Source organism: Enterococcus mundtii (assembly GCF_002947535.1).
Classification (GTDB): domain Bacteria; phylum Bacillota; class Bacilli; order Lactobacillales; family Enterococcaceae; genus Enterococcus_B; species Enterococcus_B mundtii_B.
In genome coordinates this window covers 64,262-83,916 of the sequence record NZ_PUAP01000017.1, presented here as the reverse complement: position 1 = coordinate 83,916, position 19,655 = coordinate 64,262, and the positions used below count along the sequence as shown (strand labels likewise).

Genomic DNA, 19,655 nt, shown 5'->3' with positions numbered 1-19,655 from the left:
GTACCAAATAAAAAACAAGGGAGCTTACCACACATGTTTTGGAATAAAAGACGATTGAAACTTATTAGTGCGATGTTTTTCATGACCGGCTTATTTTTATTAGCTGGGTGTAATTCTAATGCTCAAGCGGATGGCGAAAGTCAAAATTCTTCTGAGCCAATCAAAATTGCTTTTTATCCCAATGAATCAGCAAGTGAATTTGAACAATCAAGAAATGAAATCCAATCGATCGTATCAGAAGCAACAGGCAGAGATGTCGAAATCGTCATAAGTACTGATTATAATATCGTGATCGAATCAATTGCCAACGGACAAGTAGATTTGGCGTATATGGGGCCTGATGGCTATATTGAAGCAAATAGAAAAAACGAAAATGTTCAAGCGATTTTAACAAATTCGGGTGCAAGTGGCACTCTGGAAGATGCTGTTTATTACAGTTTTATTGTCGTCAATGAAGAAGATACAGCGGAGTATCAAGAGGGTGATGGCTATACGTTGGAACCGATCGAAGGCAAAACTTTTTCCTTTGTCTCTAATTCATCGACTTCTGGGTTTAGAGTACCAAGTCAAGCAATCGTTGACCAATTTGGACTTGGTAGTTCAGATGAATTGATCATCGATGGAGATTTCTTCAATAAAGTGCTTTTCGGAGGTTCCCATCAAGGCTCTGCCGTCAACTTGCTTAAGGGAGATGCGGATGCAGCAGCATTTATGAACATGGCTCAATATTTCGATGTCGTGGAAGGCGAAGAAAATAAAGCTGGTGTCGTTTATCAAGTAAAAGCAGATGCAGAGGCACCATTCGATACAGTAAGAGGTGAAAAAGTCCGTGTGATCCATTCGATCCCAGTGTTAAATGGACCATTTGTTGTCAACAGAGATAATCTGGATGAAGAAACAGTCGATAAAATCACTCAAGCCATGATGAGTGAAGAAGTCACAAATAATGAAGCGATCTTTTCACCAAAAGACTCAGAATCTGTTGGACTATATCAGAAAGAAGCGGATGAACAATTCGTTGAAGTTACTGATAGTTTCTATGACCCACTTCGCTAGAAGTAGAAAGGACGAGCCATGCTATTACAAGTAGACTCGATTTCAAAAACCTATAGTAACGGGAAACAAGCGTTAAAAGACATTTCCTTTCAACTAGAAAAAGGAGAATTTGTTTCGATCATCGGACCATCTGGCGCAGGAAAATCCACGATTTTGCGTTGTATCAATCAGTTGATTTCTGCCAATGAAGGGGCTGTTCTCTTTGAAGATGAGGACATGCAACGTCTAAAGAAGAAGCCTTTACGCTTAAAAAGAAGAAGAATCGGTATGATCTTCCAGCATTATAATTTAGTCAGTCGCCTCACAGCTGTTGAGAATGTCCTTCACGGTAGACTTGGATACAAGTCTGCCGTGAAAGGCTCGATCGGTGTCTACAATGAAGAGGAAAAACAGGAAGCCTTCGATTTGCTAGAAAAAGTCGGATTATCAGAATTTGCTTATACACGTTGTGATGAATTGAGTGGTGGACAGAAGCAACGTGTCGGGATTGCCCGAGCATTGATGCAACGTCCTGCGTTGATCTTATGTGATGAGCCGATCGCATCTTTAGACCCAAAATCTTCGAAAGTCGTTATGGACTACTTACAACAAGTGACGAAAGAATTAGATATTGCTTGTTTAGTGAATCTTCACCAAGTAGAGGTTGCGATCGATTATTCGGATCGGATCATCGGCGTGAACAGTGGCAATGTTGTTTTCTCAGGAAAACCAGAAGAACTGACAACAAATCAAATCAATCAGATTTATCAGTCTGATGAATTGTTAGTATAGGGGGACTTGGATGGATAAAACACTGAATCAAGATCTCTTTCGTAAAAAAAAGCAGTTTTTATTTGTGACACTCTTTAGCTTTGTTGTGGTGTACGTTGCCTTTTCACAATTTGTTGGCTTTCAATTTGGTGCAGCTGTTGCGGCGATCCCCCAGAGTTTCGTCTGGTTGTTCACCAATTTTATCCCAACGGAAAATTCGATCCAATCCTTGCCATTGATCTTATCTAAATTACTTGAGACGGTCTTGTTGTCGATCACAGCAACGATGACTGCCACAGTATTTTCATTGCTCACGGCAATCATTGGTTCAGAGACAACTGGTCTGAACAAGGGAACAAAAACAGTGGCGCGAGTCTTTGCTAGTTTTTTTAGAAATATCCCAATCGTGGTTTGGGCGATGGTCCTACTGTTGAGTTTCAAACAAAATGAATTTACCGGCTATTTGGCCATTACCTTTACAACGTACGGCTACTTGACGCGCTCGTTTATGGAAACGATCGATGAAGTGGCAGGAAGTATCACGGAAGCGATGACGGCGACTGGCGCTTCTTACTTTGCGATTATTTTCCAAGGCGTCTTGCCAATGGTCTTTGGTCAGCTGATCAGTTGGATATTGTTCATGATCGAAAACAACATCCGTGATGCAACATTAGTCGGCATATTGACCGGAACGGGGATCGGTTTTCTATTTGACCTCTATTATAAGAAATTTCGCTACGATATGGCAGGAATGGTCATCTTGACGATCGTCATCATCGTGATCGCACTGGAACTTTCGTCCAATAAAATTAGGAGGATGATTCATTGATATGGTCCAACGACAAAGTGAACTTGAATTAGCGGTGACAGAAACCGTCTTAGCCCAGCCGACAAAAATCAGACGAAACTCAAAAAAGAAAATCCGTATTCGCGTGTGGAAAACCTATCGGATCGTCCCTTGGGTCTTGTTTATTCTACTGACCAGTGTGTCGATCTACACCTTATTCACGATGGATTACGGAGAGGTCGTATTGCTGGATGCGACAAGACAATTTTTTACAGACTTGCAACGGATTTTTCTCCAGCCAAGACTCTCTGGACGTTTTTCTTTTGAGACTTTGCTCCAAGCTTTAGGTATGACGGTTGGTTTAGCGGTGATCACTACATTGCTTGGAGGTGTGACAGCCTTCTTGATGGCGTTATTTACAGCAAGAAATATCAGCCATTCAGGCCTATCAAACGCGATCCGAACAGTGATGTCCTTCATCCGTGCGGTTCCAACGATCTTGTGGGTCATGATTTTCTCGATCTTGATTGGATTGGGCGCGAATGCGGCAATCATTGGTATGTCTTTCCACACGATTGCTTACCTGACAAAGGTCTTTTCTGAGAGTATCGAAGAAATCGATTCTGGTGTGATCGAAGCATTGCGTGCGTGTGGGGCAAGCTGGTGGCAGGTGGTGTTCCAAGCAATTTTACCTTCTTGTATGACCGCCTTGCTTTCTTGGCTATTTATCCGCTTTGAGATCAACTTTACCAATGCGATCGCTGTGGGAGCCGCTGCTGGAGCAGGTGGCTTGGGTTTCCAACTTGCGATGACAAGTAGTTTTTATTTTGATTTCCATGAGATTGGCGTATTAGTCTATATGATTCTAGCAGTGGTTGCAATCTTAGAAGTCGTGGCGATCAGACTGCGAAAAAAATATATCATTCACGCTTGATTGAGATGAAATTGACTGGAAAAAGGAGAGGAGAACGTCAAGTGAAAGCAGATTTGCATGTCCATAGTTGTTTTTCAGATGGCAGTAGTTCACCAGAAGAATTACTTAAATTGGCGTTAAAGCATCAAATGACTATCCTGTCCGTCGTAGATCAAGATACTTCGGCGGGATTAGCAAACATACGACAGGTCTTCGCTCCTTCTCCGATCAATTTCATAGAAGGCATCGAAGTAACTGCTTATGATTTCAAACGCCGGCAACAGGTGCATATCTTGGGATACAATCTGATGAATTATCAGTATATCGAACAGTTATGTGAACCGTTGCGTGCGGCGCGAACGAGAAATACATTACGTCAGTTGAAACGTATCCAAACAGAAGGATTTCGTATCAAGGAAGAGCAAGTACGCCAGTTTGCGAAACAGGCGACGGCTCTTTACAAGCAACACATCATGTCTGCCTTGATCAAAGCAGGCTACGATACATCCATTGATGGACACCTTTACCGTAAACTATTCAAGTACAATGACTTCGGTCAAGAAGAGACTGAAATGATCGATGTTTACGAAGTGATCCAAGCAATCAAGCTAGGCGGTGGGATGTCCGTCGTTGCCCACCCTGGGAAGCTGAATAGCTTTGAATTGATTCCTGAGCTGGCTTCGTTTGGTATCGATGGTATCGAAAAATATCATCCAGAACATAGTTTGAAAGACCAACGAAAAGTACAGGAATTAGTTGATCGATTCAAGATCCACTGTTTTGGAGGATCTGATTTTAAAGGGAAGAACGGACCGGATTATTTTGGCGAATGTGCCATGTCTAATGTCCGTGAATTTCCTGACGAGTTATTACTAGATGCACATATGAAAGCAAACTAAACGTTATTTTCTTTTTTATCCTATATTTTATTTAGCCCCCCGGCTGAAAAGACGGTCATTCCATCCGTGCGCTCATCCTTGCACATTTGGAAGACCGTTTTTTGTGTAGGTAAAAAGTATCTAGGGTATTAGTTAGTTTTTTTCCTTAGAGTGTAATCAATGGTGTTCAAGTAGCAAACTTCAAAAATAAAAAAGATGTTGGTAGATTTCACCAACATCAAAAATGATGTGTCAGGGACATTCCTCTTCTGGCACCACCTAAAACCGAATAAACGGCGGGGACAGAAGGAACCTCTGTCCTGACCTCTCGCTTAATCTAACGCAGCAACAAATCGTTGAGTGATTTCTTGTGGTCGGGTAATGGCGCCGCCAACCACGATACCAGCAACTCCTAACGCTTGGATTTCCTTGGCTTGTTGTGGTGTGTGGATCTTTCCTTCTGCAATCACGCACACATCTGCTTCAAGAAGGCGTTTGATCAACACCACATCAGGCCCTTCTGTCTCTTCACTTTCTTCGGTATAACCGCTTAATGTCGTTCCAACAAAGTCGATCCCGGCTTTATAAGCATTGATTCCTTCTTCAAAGGTCGCAATATCTGCCATAAATAATTGATGAGGATATTTCGTTTTGATTTGTTCAATGAATGCGTTGATCGATAAGCCATCATGACGTTTACGCAGGGTACAATCAAGTGCAATCACTTCTACGCCAGTTGCAACTAATTCATCGACTTCTTTCATCGTTGCAGTAATAAACGGTTTCTCAGGTGGATAATCTCGTTTGATAATACCAATCATCGGTAAATCAACTTTTTCTTTGATCTCTAAAATATCTCTGACTGAATTTGCTCGAATACCGACTGCGCCAGCTTTCTTTGCAGCTAGTGCAAAATAAGGCATCAAACCACCTTCTTCTGAATAAAAAACTTCGCCAGGTAATGCTTGGCAAGAAACGATCAATCCATGACTGATCTGTTCTAAAAATTCTTGTTTGTCCATTTGTCAAAAACTCCAATCTGAAACCAATAGTAAGCCATTTCTACCAAGAAATATAGCATCCGCTTTCATGAGTGTAAAGAGAAAGGGCTTTATTCACCGCATCTTCCATTGGAAAAATCATTCGTTTACAAAAGAAGTGTCAAACTTTTTTCGCATATACTGAAAAAGTTCTTGATTTTTTCTTGGATTTTGGATATGATTTTAACAATTTAGGGTTATTTAAAGAAAAGGGGAAGAAAAATGACGAAGTATCAACGAAAGGTATTATTATCAACATCGGCGGGTATTGCTCTAGAAAATATGGATATTATGTTTTTAGCTTTTTCATTATCTTCAATGATCGCAACTTTTAATATTAGTGGAACGCAAGCAGGATTGATTGCAACCATCACTAATTTAGGGATGCTCGTTGGAGGTATTTTTTTTGGATTGATGGCGGATAAATATGGGAGAGTCAAAGTATTTTCACAAACGGTCATTTTGTTCTCGATTGCTTCTTTACTCATGTATTTTGCATCGAATATCTATCTTGTCTATCTGTTTCGTTTTATCGCAGGAATCGGTGCTGGCGGGGAATACGGTGCATGCATGTCTTTGATTTCTGAAAGCTTCTCAAAGAAACAAATTGGTCGTGCTTCTTCTGTGGCTGCAATCGGCGCACAAGTTGGTGCAGCTTTAGCCGCCATCTTAGCAGCGGTGATCATTCCTTTGTTTGGCTGGAAAATGCTTTACGTCATCGGTGTCTTGCCGGTCTTGATGGTCTTATTTATCCGAAAAGGACTAAAAGAACCCGAGGCGTTTGAAGAAACAAAAGAAACTGGGAAAAAGACAAAGCTTAGTCATTTGTTCCAAACGAAACACATGGCATGGCAAACGACAGGGCTTAGTCTGATGGTCACTGTACAGATCGCTGGTTATTTCGGCTTGATGAATTGGTTGCCTTCAATCATGCAAGCACAACTAGGTTTATCAGTATCGGGATCTTCTTTATGGATGATCAGCACAATTTTAGGGATGTCATTAGGGATGATGACCTTTGGGATCATCATGGATAAAGTTGGTCCAACCCGTGCATTTGGCATGTTCCTGATTTGTTCCTCTTTGTCTGTCTTTTTACTCGTACTTGCACACAGTCAATGGAGCTTGATCGCAGCAGCAGTAGTCGTAGGTTACTTCATCAACGGAATGTATGGAGGTTATGGAGCAATCATCAGTAGTTTGTATCCAACAGAGATCCGTGCGACAGCGAATAACTTTATCATGAACCTAGGACGAGCAGTAGGAGGTTTTTCATCGATCGTGATCGGGTTTCTAATGGACCATTATAGTTTAACGGCTGTTATTCTCTTTCTAAGTGGGATTTATTTAATCAGTTTACTTGTCTTGATGACTTTATCAGGAGTAAGAGATCTGAAAACAAGTTTACAGCAATAGTAGATAGATCAAAGGGGGACTTTGATCAAAATACCAGATTGAGGTTGTGACAGAAGCGTTTTGACCTGAGCAGTAAGAAAAAAATAGTTTTTCATGTTTTACAATTGTCTAGCTTATTGTGGAAGGTCAGCTTCTGGAACACCGTTTATTCGGTTTTAAAGGGCATAAGATGACTAGTGTCTTATGCCCATTACATAAAGTACGTACCTATGATTTGAAATAGCAAGGCATTGTGGAAATTCAAGTTGTCGTTTATTCTTGATGAAAAAATAATACGCATATTTTCTCCGCATGGTAAAAAATATAAAACATTATTAAAATAAGTCTAAACTATTTTTACTTTAAACATGGTATGATTAATTTAGCTTGATTTAAAAATAGGAGAAGATCAATGGATAAAAGCATGGCAAAAATCAACCAATTTAGAGATGATCGCAATTGGCGACAATTTCATAATGAAAAAGATTTAGCAATTTCGATTTCTTTAGAAGCATCAGAATTATTAGAACTATTTCAATGGAAGCAACCAGAAGAAGTCACAACGACTCAGCTTGAACGGATCAAAGAAGAGCTAGCCGACGTATTGATATATTCTTATATGATGGCGGATAATCTAAACTTAGATATTGATACGATCATTGAGGAAAAATTAGAAAAAAACAATCAGAAGTACCCAGTAGAAAAAAGTAAAAACAACAAAGAAAAATATACGGAGCTATGACAGATAGTGCAAGAGTGGAGGAAGATACATGAATAAGAAAGGAAGAGTCAAAAAGTGGCTAGTCAATTTTCTATTATTTCTACTATTATTAGTAGGACTAGCCTTGATTTTCAATGAACAGATCAAAGATTTCTTCGTTAAAAATACCGGAGATGCCTACGCAATCGCGAATGTGACTCGTGACGATATTGTCAAAAATAATCAAAAAGAGGCAAACTTTGACTTTGATTCAGTTGAATCAATGAGTTCAGAAGCGGTGCTAAGAGCCCAATTGAATCGACCAGATCTACCAGTCATTGGAAGTATCGCCGTCCCGTCCGTTTCAATCAACTTACCGATTTTTAGAGGGTTAGATAATGCAAACTTATTGTACGGTGCAGGGACATTAGACCCCGAGCAAGAAATGGGGAAAGGCAACTACGCCTTAGCAAGTCACCGCGCCAACAACCCAGAATTACTTTTTACCCCATTAGAAAATCTAAACTTAGGTGACAAGATCTATATCGTCGATTTAGAAAATGTCTACACGTACAAAGCAACATTCAAAGAAAAAGTCGATCCTTCGGCAACAGAATTATTGAACATTGAAGAAGGAAAAGAATTGATCACCTTGATCACTTGTGGCGATATGGATGCCATCACACGCCTAGTCGTCCAAGGAGAACTCGAAAGCATCACACCAATGAAAGAAGCCACCCAAGAAATGAAAAACGCCTTTGACATGCCAACGAGAACGTTTTAGAAGAGGTTGTGAGAAAAACGTTTTGATCTGAGCAGTAAGATAGGAAATTGAAAAATAGCTTCTCATATTCTGATCATCAACATCACAATAGAGGAAAAAGGATAGAAATGGCTCGTTCATTTCTATCCTTTTTCGTTACTCTCATCGCATGTATATTGGATTCAGTGTTACAAGATATTAAAAGTTCTTCTCCTTTTGAAAAAATAAAAACTATGAAAAGGGTTGCATAACGAATGTAATAGTGGTATAGTAAATGTAGTTAAACAACGGATTGTTACTGTTCGGCAGGCAAAACCAGAATTCAGCTAGTAATTACGGGCGGATTCTAGGTTTTTTTATTTTTTAGTTGGGAGGTCGATGTAGATGGTCATAGAAAAAGTCTTGAATAATAATGTCGTCATTTCAAAAAATGAATTAGGCGAAGAAATCATCTGCATGGGAAAAGGTCTTGCTTTTCAAAAAAAATCAGGCGATACGATCTCTGAAGAATCGATCCAAAAAGAATTTGTACTAAAAGATTCTTTTACTACGCATCAGTTCCAACAATTGATGGCAGATGTCCCATTAGAAGAGGTCGAGCTGGTGAAGCAGATCGTCGACCTTGCCGAAGAACAACTAAACATCCAATTGTCGCCAAACATCTATTTGACACTGACCGACCATATCCATTATGCGATCAGCCGAGCAAAGGAAAACATTGAATTACCGAATCCTTTATTATTTGAAACAAAAAAGTTTTATCCTAAAGAATATCGAGCTGCCAAACAAGCCCTTCAACTTGTTGAAGAAAAGCTCGGTGTGACTTTACCAATGGATGAAGCAGGTTTCATAGCCTTTCATTTCGTCAATAGTGAACAAGGAAATGGCGACATGCAAGTAACGATGGCGGCAACGAAAATGGTGCGAGATATCTTAAGTATCATCAGTAAATTTTTCGGCATCGCCTTTGACGAAGATTCCTTGAATTATCAACGGATCATCACACATTTACAATTTTTCACACAACGATACTTAAAAGATGAAACTTCGGATGAAAAAGATGAATTTCTTTATGCCCTTGTCCAAGGAAAGTATCCTAAAGCGTTTCGCTGTGTGGAACGGATCAATGAGTATCTTGTACAAACGCAACAAAAAGAGATGGGTCCAGGAGAGCAAATCTACCTGACGATCCACATCCAACGTGTAGTAACTGAAAAACAAACCCAATCATAAGGATTGTTACTGGATCAAGCAGGCAAAACCTAGATTGAAAATATGGACACGTCTCATCACGTGACCGTTTTTTCAATCTAGGTTTTTTATTTTTATCAAAAAGAAAGAAGGAAAGAATATGGATAATCAAGCAGTAGGACGGAGAGTCTGGGAAGCCGTAGGTGGAGAAAAAAATGTCAATAGTTTGGTGCACTGCGCAACAAGATTACGTTTCAAATTAAAAGATGAGTCGATTGCAGACACACAGAAATTAAAAAATGATCCAGATGTCATCCAAGTCGTTCAAAGTGGTGGACAATATCAAGTCGTGATCGGAAGTAATGTATCTGATGTTTACCAAGCAATTGTTGATGAACAAGGCTTAGGAGAAGGGGCAAGTTCAGAAAGTGAGGATACAAGTAAAAATCCTTTGAACCGCTTGATTGATATTATTTCAAGTATTTTCACCCCGTTCTTAGGTGCTATGGCAGCTGCTGGGATATTGAAAGGTTTCTTATCACTGGCGACAGTTCTCGGTTGGTTGGCAGCAGATAGTGGCACTTATCAAATCTTATTTGCAGCAGCAGATGGAGTCTTTACTTTCCTACCAGTGATGTTGGCATTTACAGCCGCGAAGAAATTCAAGACCAATCAATTTTTGTCAGTAGCAATCGCGATGGCATTAGTTTATCCAACGATCACGCAATTAGCAGGATCAGGCGTTGCAGTTGATTTCTTTGGTCTCCCAGTGATCTTGTCTCAATCAGGCTATACTTCTTCTGTTATTCCAATCATCTTAGCGGTTTGGGTGCAAAGTAAGTTTGAGCCACTTGTGAAGAAAGTTATTCCACAATTTTTACAAATGATTTTTGTGCCAATGATCGTCTTGTTAGTCATGGTGCCTTTGACATTCTTAGTGTTAGGACCAATTGGAACCGTTATCGGTAATGCGTTAGGTGGATTATTCAATTCGATTTACAGCTTTAGTCCATTAGTTGCTGGGGTCATCATGGGTAGTATGTGGCAAGTGTTAGTGATGTTCGGGATGCACTGGGGCTTTGTGCCAATCATCTTCTTGAATATCGAACAATATGGCTTTGATGTCTTGATGCCAATGCTTTTACCAGCAATTTTGGCACAAGGTGGTGCAGCATTAGGTGTGGCTTTACGTACGAAAGATTCAAAATTACGCTCATTAGGGATCTCTTCAATGATCACTTCGTTCTTTGGGATCACTGAACCGACTGTTTACGGTGTGACTTTACCTTTGAAAAAACCATTTATCGTTGCCTGCATTTCCGGTGGTATTGGTGGAGGAATCATTGGGTTTGCTGGCGTAAAAGCATTCTCTAGTGGTTTGATCAGTTTACTTACGATCCCAACATTTATCAGTACTGATCCAGCACTTGAATCAAGTGTAACCATGGCGATCATCGGTACAGCAGTTGCTTTTGTCCTTGGGTTTGTCGGTACTTACTTGATCGGTTTTGATGAAGAAGTGCAAGATGAAAAATTAGAAGCAACAGAAACCACAGAAACCACAACAGGGGATACGATCAGCACAGCACGTCACAATTTGAAAAGTCCATTGACTGGTAAAGTCTTACCACTGACAGAAGTACCAGATAAAGTCTTCTCTTCGGGGGCAATGGGAAAAGGGATTGCGATTGATCCTGAGAAGGGCGAATTAGTTGCTCCGGCAGATGGCGAGATCACGACGATTTTCCCAACGGGTCATGCAGTTGGTTTGACAACCACAGATGGTGTAGAGATTTTGATGCATATCGGGATGGATACTGTCGAGTTGAATGGTGAAGGATTTGCAACATTTGTCAAACAAGGAGACAAAGTAAAAGCAGGGGACTTGCTTGTCCGCTTTGATATTGAGAAAATAAAAGCAGCAGGCTATAGCGTGATCACCCCTGTAGTCGTAACGAATACCGATCACTTTGCAGATGTGTTAGAACTCGATCAACAAGAAATTATTGCTAATGAAGATTTTCTGGCAATTGTAAAATAAAAGGAGGAAGACAACAATGACAGCACGATTCAAAAAAGACTTTTTATGGGGTGGCGCAACAGCCGCAAATCAATTAGAAGGTGCTTTCGACCGCGATGGAAAAGGCTTATCTGTCGCCGATGCAATGCCTGGTGGTAAACAACGTTTTGCAATCATTGGAAGCGAAGAATTTGATTGGACGATCGATGAGGACAAATACCTTTATCCGAATCATCGTGGGATCGAACATTACGATCACTTCAAAGAAGATATTGCTTTATTTGCAGAAATGGGCTTCAAAAGTTATCGTTTCTCCATTGCCTGGACTCGGATTTTCCCTCAAGGAGATGAGCAAACACCGAATGAAGCTGGTTTAGCTTTCTATGATGAATTGATCGATACTTGCTTGAGTTATGATATCGAGCCGGTCATTACGATTTCTCATTATGAAATGCCATTACACTTAGCAAAAGAATATGGTGGGTGGAAAAACCGCCAACTGATTGAGTTTTATGAACGTTTTGCTCGCACAGTATTAGAACGTTACAGCAGCAAAGTGAAATATTGGATGACGTTCAATGAGATCAATTCAGCTTTCCATTTCCCAGCATTGAGTCAAGGATTGGTCAAAAGTAATGGTGCAAGTGATTATCAGAATATTTTCCAAGCATGGCACAATCAGTTTGTCGCTAGCAGTAAAGCGGTCAAGATCGCCCATGAGTTACGTTCAGATATCCAAGTAGGTTGTATGATCATTTATGCAACGACCTATAGTATCGATGCTAATCCGATCAATCAAGTGGCTACATTGATCCAAAATCAAGAGTTCAACTTTTTCTGTACAGATGTGCAAGTTCGTGGTGAATATCCAGCCTATACAGCACGTACGTATAAGAAATATGGAGTGGACGTAGCAAAACTAGAACAAACGGAAGAAGATTTCCAATTATTAAAAGAGTATCCAGTTGATTACATTGGATTTAGTTACTATATGTCATCAGCTATTGATGAAACCAACCCAGATGCCGACACATCAAATGGGAACCTACTAGGCGGCGTGAAGAACCCATTCCTTGAAGCAAGTGAGTGGGGCTGGCAAATCGATCCCGAAGGATTGCGCGTGGCATTGAATGAATTATATAACCGCTATGAAAAACCACTGTTTATTGTTGAGAATGGCTTAGGTGCGATCGATAAAGTGGAAGAAGATGGATCGATCAATGATGATTACCGGATCGATTACTTACGTCGTCATATCGAAGCAATGGCTGAGGCAGTTGCTGATGGGGTCGATTTGATGGGCTACACACCTTGGGGCTGTATCGATTTAGTTAGCGCCTCCACAGGGGAAATGAGTAAACGTTACGGATTTATCTATGTCGACCTTGATGACGAAGGAAATGGGACTTTGGCACGTACAAAGAAAAAATCTTTTGACTGGTACAAGATAGTCATTAAAACGAACGGCGAAGAATTAGGATAAATAACGACTGGGCCATTTTTATAGAAAGGCCTTTCAATACAAGAATCCTTACAAATTTAGTGATTGTTTGAAATTTCTGATAAAATTTTCCTTGTTTTTATAATCGGCGATTGTGTTATTAAAACAAGGATATAACAAAGGTACGAAAAAATTATGATAATAAGCTTAGATGTTTTGTTATGTCTAAGCTTATTATTTGTACATAGGTAGACCAATTATCAATATTTCTATTCTTTTTTCTGTTTATTTATGTTATTCTTTAACTAACATAAAGGTGAAAGGTGAAGCTATGAAAAGAACGCGTGTACTATATTTAGAAGTGGCAGACAAGATCAAAGAGGATATTTTTTCAGGAAAGTATCCAGTGGGGAGTATGTTGCCAACTGAAAATGAGTTAGAAGAATTGTTTCAAGTGAGTAAGATCACTGTGCGCAAAGCCATCGAGTTATTAGCTACAGATGAATATGTCGAAAAGAAAAGTGGTCGAGGAACGACAGTATTAAGTAATCGTCCTTACAATCGTTTATCTAAAGCCGAAAGTTTTACTCAGATATTAAAGGATTCCCAATATGAAGTTCGCAAAGAAACGATTGGTTTAGAAAAAATCAGTATCAAAAAAGATCATCCATTATATTCGATGTTCGGTTCAGCTGCGGTATGCTTCAAACGTTTGTACTATTTAAATGACCAGCCGTATATCTATTTTGTTCACTATTTACCAAAAGACATGAATAAAATGAAACAAAAAGAATTTGATAAAGAATCTTTGTACCGGTTACTCACACAAAATAATCACATCATCGACTCTTTTTCAGATGACTTTTCTGCTACGTTTTTAACAGAGGAAGAAAAAGCATTATTAAAGACATCTTCAGAAATCGGGATCAAACGAGTACGTCGATCAACGACCGAAGATCGAGAAGTGGTTGAGTATTCAGAGGCAATTTATCATACGGATCTACATCCTTATCATATCAACTACGAAACATAGACAATCGCAATGAGGTCGGGGTAGAAGTGTGTAGCCTCGATAAATAAGGCGTCATCCATGAAAATTGTTCTTCAAATTTTTGTGGATGGCGCCTTGTTTATCTAAGAGGTTACTTCTGTTCCCGCCGTTTATTCGGTTTCACGAGGTGGGAGAGGCTGATTGCCTCAGTCTCTTTTTGTCAGAATAATCATATATTTTAATGAAAATGTTTACATTATATCATTAATATGTTATCTTTTATTTAAACATTATAATGTTTAAATAAGGGGGAGTAACAAATGGATAAATTTGTAGGGTTGATCGAACAAAAAATCATGCCTGTTGCGAATCGAATCGGTACGCAACGTCACATGACAGCCATTCGAAAAGGGATTATCGCGACGATGCCATTAACGATCGTTGGCTCATTTTTTACGATATTATTGAACATCCCGATCGAGTCGGTCGCGTCAGTCATTGAGCCGTATCGTGCAATTTTAGATATTCCATTTCGATATACGGTGGGGATCTTAGCTTTATATGCCACATTTGGGATTGCCTCTTCATTAGCAAAGAGCTATCGCTTAGATTCATTGACTGCCGGTATTTTAGCTTTGATGTCCTTCTTGATCGTAGCTGCACCACCAACTCAAGTGTTGGAAGATCTTGAAGGAATAACCGCTGGACGCTATATCAATATTGCGAATCTTGGTTCAGGTTCTTTATTTGGGGCAATCGTAACAGCGATTTTGTCCGTAGAGATCTATCGTTTCTTTATTGAAAAGAAAATCACGATAAAAATGCCAGATGGTGTACCGCCAGAAGTGACGAATTCATTTGTCGCATTGATCCCAGGAGCCGTGATCTTGATTTTCTTTTGGGTCATCCGTCATTTGCTTGGCTTTGATTTGAATGGCTTCTTGAGCCAATTATTGATGCCGCTTAAAGGCGTGTTAGCAGGGAACAGTTTATTTGGTGGACTACTTACGGTTTTCTTGATTTGTTTCTTCTGGGTGTTAGGGATTCATGGACCAGCTATCATGGGACCAGTGATCCGTCCGTTTTGGGATATCTCGATTGCTGAAAATATCGACGCATTCAATGCAGGAACCAATGCACATGATATGCCAAATATCTTTACAGAGCAATTTTTACAATGGTTTGTCTGGATCGGTGGGGCAGGTACGACCCTTGCATTAGTCGTGCTGTTCATGTTCTCCAAATCCAAGTATCTGAAAAGCTTAGGACGTTTGTCGATCCTGCCCGGTTTGTTCAATATCAATGAACCAATGATTTTTGGGGCACCGATCGTCATGAATCCAGTATTGGGCATCCCATTTATTGTTGCACCATTAGTAACGACAACGATTTCTTATGTCCTTACGGTAAGTGGTTTAGTGCCAATGATGGTCGCACGGTTGCCTTTCGCGATACCAGCGCCATTTGCGGCTTGGATGAGTACCAATTGGAGCGTAGCTGCGGGTGTCTTAGTCGTGTTCAACTTCTTTATCACTTTGGCGATCTATTATCCATTCTTCAAAGTATTTGAGAAACAACAGCTGGCACAGGAAAAAGAAGAAGAACAAGCAGAACAAGCCTCTGTCCAGATCACCGATGGTATCACGAACGAGTAAATAGAAAAGAAAGCAGGAGTTAATATGAAACGTTCACTAGGAATCTCTCTTTATCCTGATCACAGCAATCCGCAAGAAGATCGTGCCTATCTCGAAATGGCACATAAATATGGGTTTACTCGAATTTTTATGAGCATGTTAGAAGTGACTGAGGAAACAGAACAAGTCAAACAGAAATTTCAACAATTGATCGAATATGCTGCATCACTTGGCTTTGAAACGATTTTAGATGTCGCACCATCGATTTTCGAACAGTTGAATATTTCATATGATGACATGAGTTTCTTTCATGAACTAGGTGCAGATGGGATTCGTTTGGATTTAGGCTTTGATGGTAGAAAAGAAGCACTACTGACTTACAATCCTTACCAGTTAGCAATTGAATTGAATATGAGTAATGATGTGGCCTATTTAGAAAATATTTTGAGCCATCAAGCGAATACTCCTTTTTTATACGGGTGTCATAATTTTTATCCTCAAGCAGGTACTGGACTTCCTTATGAATTTTTTGAAACATGCAGTCGCCGGTTTAAACGTCAAGGCATCCGTACTGCCGCTTTTATTACCTCTCAAACGGGAACAATCGGTCCTTGGGATGTGAACGATGGCTTATCAACATTAGAAATGCATCGACAGTTGGGTGTCGTTCCAGCGGCTAAGCATTTATTTGCGACTAATCTTATCGATGATGTCATTATCGGCAATGCATATGCTTCAGAAGAAGAGTTGCAAGCGTTAGGAGCAGTCGATCGGTATCAGACTGTTTTCGCTATTGATTTTCTTCCCCAGACCAGTGACGTCGAACGAGGAATCGTTTTGAACGAGCAACATGTTCGTAGAGGAGATATCACGTCGCAAGTGATCCGTTCAACAGAAGTAAGAAAAACGTATCAAGCAGATGCTAATCCTCCTCATGACAATGAAGAGATGTTTCAAGTGGGAGATGTCGTCGTTGGAAATGATCGCTTTGGGAAATATAAGAATGAGTTACAGATCGTATTAACGCCACATCAAGATCCAAGAAAAAATAAAGTAGGTGCCATTGTTGCGGATGAACAACTGCTACTATCCTTCATCCACCCTTGGTCAAAATTCAAATTTATAGAAAAGTAGGCGTTTGTCATGTTTGATTTAATTATAAGAAATGGCAAGGAGTTAGGCAAAGACCCTGTTGATATCGGTGTGAAGAACGGCAAGATCGCCTTGATCAGTAAACATATCGAAGAAACGGCAAAACAAGAACTGACACTTTCAGACGAACAGTATCTCTCCGCAGGCTGGATTGATGATCATGTTCATTGTTTTGAAGAAATGACACTATATTACGACTATCCCGATGAAATCGGTGTGGATAAAGGGGTAACGACGGTCATTGATGCTGGGACGACAGGTGCGGAAAATATCCACACATTTTATGGACATGCAAAGCAAGCAAAAACAAATGTTTTCGCTTTACTGAACATTTCAAAATGGGGTATTGTTGAACAAGATGAGTTAGCAGATTTATCAAAGATCCAAACGGATCTGGTTCATCAAAAATTAATTGAATTGCCTGATTTTATTGTAGGGCTAAAAGCTCGGATGAGTAAAACAGTCGTGGGAACAAATGGTGTCACGCCTTTAAAATTGGCAAAGAAAATCCAAAAGCAAAATGCTGGATTACCGTTAATGGTCCATATCGGTTCTGCTCCTCCTCGTTTAGATGAAATTTTAGCACATATGGGAAAAAACGATGTGATGACCCATTGTTTCAATGGAAAGCCCAATGGCATCATCGATCCAGCAACCAATGAAATCAAACCCTTCGTCAAAAAAGCCATTGCTGATGGTGTGGTGTTTGACATCGGACATGGAACTGATAGTTTCAATTTTGATGTTGCAGAAACAGCGCTTCATGCAGGGATCAAAGCCGATTCGATCAGCACAGATATCTATATCAGAAATCGTAAAAACGGTCCGGTATATGATTTAGCGACGACGATGGAGAAACTATACGTTGTCGGTTATTCTTGGCAAGAAATCCTCGAAAAAGTGACTAGCGCACCAGCGAGACAGTTTAATCTAGCGACAAAAGGAAACATCAAAGAAGGCTTTGATGCAGACTTTACGATTTATAACTTTCTTGATCAAGAAAAGCAATTGACAGATTCAAATGGCAATACGCGAACGACCACGCAGCAAATCATCCCTGTAAGCGTTATTATTGGAGGTGTTAGTTATGACTGTCAATCATGAAAAATTTGGCTTGAATGAAGTGATCAATGCTTCTGGTCGAATGACGATCTTAGGCGTGTCCACTTTGAGCGAATCAGTGTTGGAAGCTCAACGTTTTGGAGGCGAACATTTTTTTGAAATGGCTGAATTGATGAAGAAAACCGGTGCATACTTGGCAAAACAATTAGAAGTAGACGATGTTCAAATCGTTTCTTCCGCATCTGCCGGAATCGCTCAATCCGTTGCTGCGGTGATTGGTCAAGGATCGATGTACCATGTGCATCACCCTTATGACGAAACGATCAAACGCAGAGAAATCATTTTACCCAAAGGCCACAATGTCGATTATGGTGTGCCAGTGGAACTAATGATCCAACAAGGTGGCGGACGGGTCATTGAGGCAGGGTATGCCAACCAATGTACGCCTGACCATATCGAGGCGATGATCACCGAACAAACCGCCGGTATTTTGTACATCAAAAGTCATCATACCGTACAGAAAAGTATGTTAGATGTGGCAGAAGCGGTAACAGTGGCTAATAAATACGAACTGCCTTTGATCGTTGATGCAGCAGCCGAAGAAGACTTGTTGAAATACACCGCATTAGGCGCTGATCTAGTGATCTATTCAGGTGCCAAAGCCATTGAAGGCCCAAGCGCAGGGATGGTGATTGGTAAAGAACCGTTCGTTTCTTGGGTCCGTCTGCAATCACAAGGCATTGGTCGATCGATGAAGATCGGCAAAGAAAATGTTTTGGGCTTTGTCCAAGCGGTCGACGATTATTTGGTAAATGGTAGTGAATCAGGAGAATCGATGAAAAAAAGAGTTCAGCCATTTGTCGAAGCGCTTGAAAAGTTGCCAGGTATCAAGGCTAAAGTCGTCCAAGATCCAGCTGGGCGACAAATCTATCGTGCCAGTATCCAAGTCGTTACAGGTTCTGCCAAGACGATCATTGAGCAACTAAAAGCAAAAGCCCCAGTCATTTATACAAGGGAGTACCAAGCGAACAATGGGATCATTGAGTTCGATATTCGCTCAGTGACGCAAAAAGAGATGGAACAGATCGTCCAACGTTTAAATGAAATCTTATAATCAAAGGAGTAATCATGATGTCATTGACCCCCAATTATCTAGCAGATCAAATCTGTTTGAATGTGTTAGCCAACTCAGTTGAGAATGCGAAGGAATGTTACGAAGCAGCCGAAGGGCATATCTTATTAGGTGTTTTATCTAAGAATTACCCGAGTGATGATGCAGCTATCACAGACATGAAAAAATACCAAGAAGCAACAAATAATGCCTTATCGATCGGCTTAGGTGCCGGCGATCCAAAGCAAAGCCAGATGGTGACTCGCTTGGCGAAAGTATTACAACCGCAACATGTCAACCAAGTCTTTACCGGTGTCGGTGCTTCTCGTGCCGTATTAGGACAGTCAGAGACCATCGTCAATGGTTTAGTTTCACCGACTGGTAAAGAAGGGTACGTCAATCTTGCGACTGGTCCTTTAAGTAGCCAAGGTCCTGCTGCGATGGTGCCGATCGAAACAGCCATTCGTTTGTTACAGGACATGGGTGGAAGCTCGATCAAATATTTCCCAATGAAGGGATTGGCGCACAAGAAAGAATATGAAGCTGTTGCAGCAGCATGTGCAGCGTTCGATTTTTATTTAGAGCCAACAGGTGGGATCGATTTGACGAATTTTGAAGAAATCGTTCAGATCGCATTAGATGCAGGAGTCAAAAAAATCATTCCTCACGTCTACAGTTCGATCATTGATCCAGAGACAGGTGATACTCGAGCTCAGGAAGTCCGTCAGTTGTTGGATATGATGAAAAAATTAGTGAAAACAGGTGAATGAC

Annotated in this window: 18 protein-coding genes; 17 read left to right on the top strand and 1 reads right to left on the bottom strand. The window is 40.4% G+C overall.

Features of this window, described 5'->3' with window-relative positions; all coding sequences use genetic code 11:
- Positions 1 to 33 precede the first annotated feature (33 nt).
- The 5 genes from CUS89_RS05105 to CUS89_RS05085 are packed head-to-tail and all read left to right on the top strand — an operon-like array spanning position 34 to position 4,405.
- On the top strand, positions 34 to 1,056 hold the full coding sequence (locus tag CUS89_RS05105) for a phosphate/phosphite/phosphonate ABC transporter substrate-binding protein (RefSeq protein ID WP_104871348.1): 1,023 nt from the start codon (positions 34 to 36) through the stop codon (positions 1,054 to 1,056).
- Between the two features lie 18 nt (positions 1,057 to 1,074).
- Positions 1,075 to 1,827 (top strand): phosphonate ABC transporter ATP-binding protein, encoded by a 753-nt coding sequence (phnC, locus tag CUS89_RS05100; protein ID WP_104871304.1) that lies wholly within the window; start codon positions 1,075 to 1,077, stop codon positions 1,825 to 1,827.
- Between the two features lie 10 nt (positions 1,828 to 1,837).
- Entirely contained in the window at positions 1,838 to 2,635 is a 798-nt protein-coding gene (locus CUS89_RS05095; RefSeq protein ID WP_104871303.1) for an ABC transporter permease subunit, read from the top strand.
- A gap of 1 nt (position 2,636) precedes the next feature.
- Positions 2,637 to 3,527: a PhnE/PtxC family ABC transporter permease gene (locus CUS89_RS05090; RefSeq protein WP_104871302.1), complete on the top strand. Its 891-nt coding sequence runs from the start codon at positions 2,637 to 2,639 to the stop codon at positions 3,525 to 3,527.
- Between the two features lie 41 nt (positions 3,528 to 3,568).
- Positions 3,569 to 4,405: a PHP domain-containing protein gene (locus CUS89_RS05085; protein ID WP_104871301.1), complete on the top strand. Its 837-nt coding sequence runs from the start codon at positions 3,569 to 3,571 to the stop codon at positions 4,403 to 4,405.
- A 311-nt stretch (positions 4,406 to 4,716) separates the two neighbouring features.
- Here CUS89_RS05085 and CUS89_RS05080 read toward each other — a convergent pair whose 3' ends face one another.
- Complete coding sequence (locus CUS89_RS05080; protein ID WP_104871300.1) at positions 4,717 to 5,406, bottom strand: N-acetylmannosamine-6-phosphate 2-epimerase; 690 nt, start codon at positions 5,404 to 5,406, stop codon at positions 4,717 to 4,719.
- A gap of 240 nt (positions 5,407 to 5,646) precedes the next feature.
- Here CUS89_RS05080 and CUS89_RS05075 point away from each other — a divergent pair, with 240 nt between their 5' ends.
- The 12 genes from CUS89_RS05075 (at position 5,647) to dagF (ending at position 19,654) form a co-directional block, all read left to right on the top strand.
- The gene (locus CUS89_RS05075; RefSeq protein ID WP_104871299.1) at positions 5,647 to 6,840 is read left to right on the top strand and encodes an MFS transporter; all 1,194 of its coding nucleotides are present in this window, start codon (positions 5,647 to 5,649) and stop codon (positions 6,838 to 6,840) included.
- Positions 6,841 to 7,231: 391 nt separating this feature from the next.
- A complete protein-coding gene (locus CUS89_RS05070) occupies positions 7,232 to 7,561 on the top strand; it encodes a nucleotide pyrophosphohydrolase (protein ID WP_104871298.1) in 330 nt (109 codons plus the stop codon).
- A 28-nt stretch (positions 7,562 to 7,589) separates the two neighbouring features.
- Positions 7,590 to 8,303 carry a class A sortase gene (locus CUS89_RS05065; RefSeq protein WP_104871297.1) on the top strand — a complete coding sequence of 238 codons (714 nt, stop codon included), beginning with the start codon at positions 7,590 to 7,592 and terminating at the stop codon, positions 8,301 to 8,303.
- A 363-nt stretch (positions 8,304 to 8,666) separates the two neighbouring features.
- Positions 8,667 to 9,515, top strand: coding sequence for a BglG family transcription antiterminator LicT (licT, locus tag CUS89_RS05060; protein ID WP_104871296.1), 849 nt, complete (start codon positions 8,667 to 8,669; stop codon positions 9,513 to 9,515).
- A 118-nt stretch (positions 9,516 to 9,633) separates the two neighbouring features.
- A complete protein-coding gene (locus CUS89_RS05055; protein ID WP_104871295.1) occupies positions 9,634 to 11,514 on the top strand; it encodes a beta-glucoside-specific PTS transporter subunit IIABC in 1,881 nt (626 codons plus the stop codon).
- Between the two features lie 16 nt (positions 11,515 to 11,530).
- Entirely contained in the window at positions 11,531 to 12,976 is a 1,446-nt protein-coding gene (locus CUS89_RS05050; protein ID WP_104871294.1) for a glycoside hydrolase family 1 protein, read from the top strand.
- A 289-nt stretch (positions 12,977 to 13,265) separates the two neighbouring features.
- On the top strand, positions 13,266 to 13,967 hold the full coding sequence (locus tag CUS89_RS05045; RefSeq protein WP_104871293.1) for a GntR family transcriptional regulator: 702 nt from the start codon (positions 13,266 to 13,268) through the stop codon (positions 13,965 to 13,967).
- A 278-nt stretch (positions 13,968 to 14,245) separates the two neighbouring features.
- Complete coding sequence (locus tag CUS89_RS05040; RefSeq protein WP_104871292.1) at positions 14,246 to 15,580, top strand: PTS sugar transporter subunit IIC; 1,335 nt, start codon at positions 14,246 to 14,248, stop codon at positions 15,578 to 15,580.
- Positions 15,581 to 15,604: 24 nt separating this feature from the next.
- Entirely contained in the window at positions 15,605 to 16,693 is a 1,089-nt protein-coding gene (locus tag CUS89_RS05035) for a DUF871 domain-containing protein (protein ID WP_104871291.1), read from the top strand.
- Positions 16,694 to 16,702: 9 nt separating this feature from the next.
- Positions 16,703 to 17,815: an amidohydrolase/deacetylase family metallohydrolase gene (locus CUS89_RS05030; RefSeq protein ID WP_104871290.1), complete on the top strand. Its 1,113-nt coding sequence runs from the start codon at positions 16,703 to 16,705 to the stop codon at positions 17,813 to 17,815.
- Positions 17,799 to 18,887, top strand: coding sequence for a DgaE family pyridoxal phosphate-dependent ammonia lyase (locus CUS89_RS05025; protein ID WP_104871289.1), 1,089 nt, complete (start codon positions 17,799 to 17,801; stop codon positions 18,885 to 18,887). Before CUS89_RS05030 ends, CUS89_RS05025 begins: the two co-directional genes overlap by 17 nt.
- A gap of 17 nt (positions 18,888 to 18,904) precedes the next feature.
- Positions 18,905 to 19,654: a 2-dehydro-3-deoxy-phosphogluconate aldolase gene (dagF, locus tag CUS89_RS05020; RefSeq protein ID WP_104871288.1), complete on the top strand. Its 750-nt coding sequence runs from the start codon at positions 18,905 to 18,907 to the stop codon at positions 19,652 to 19,654.
- Position 19,655: the final 1 nt, after the last annotated feature.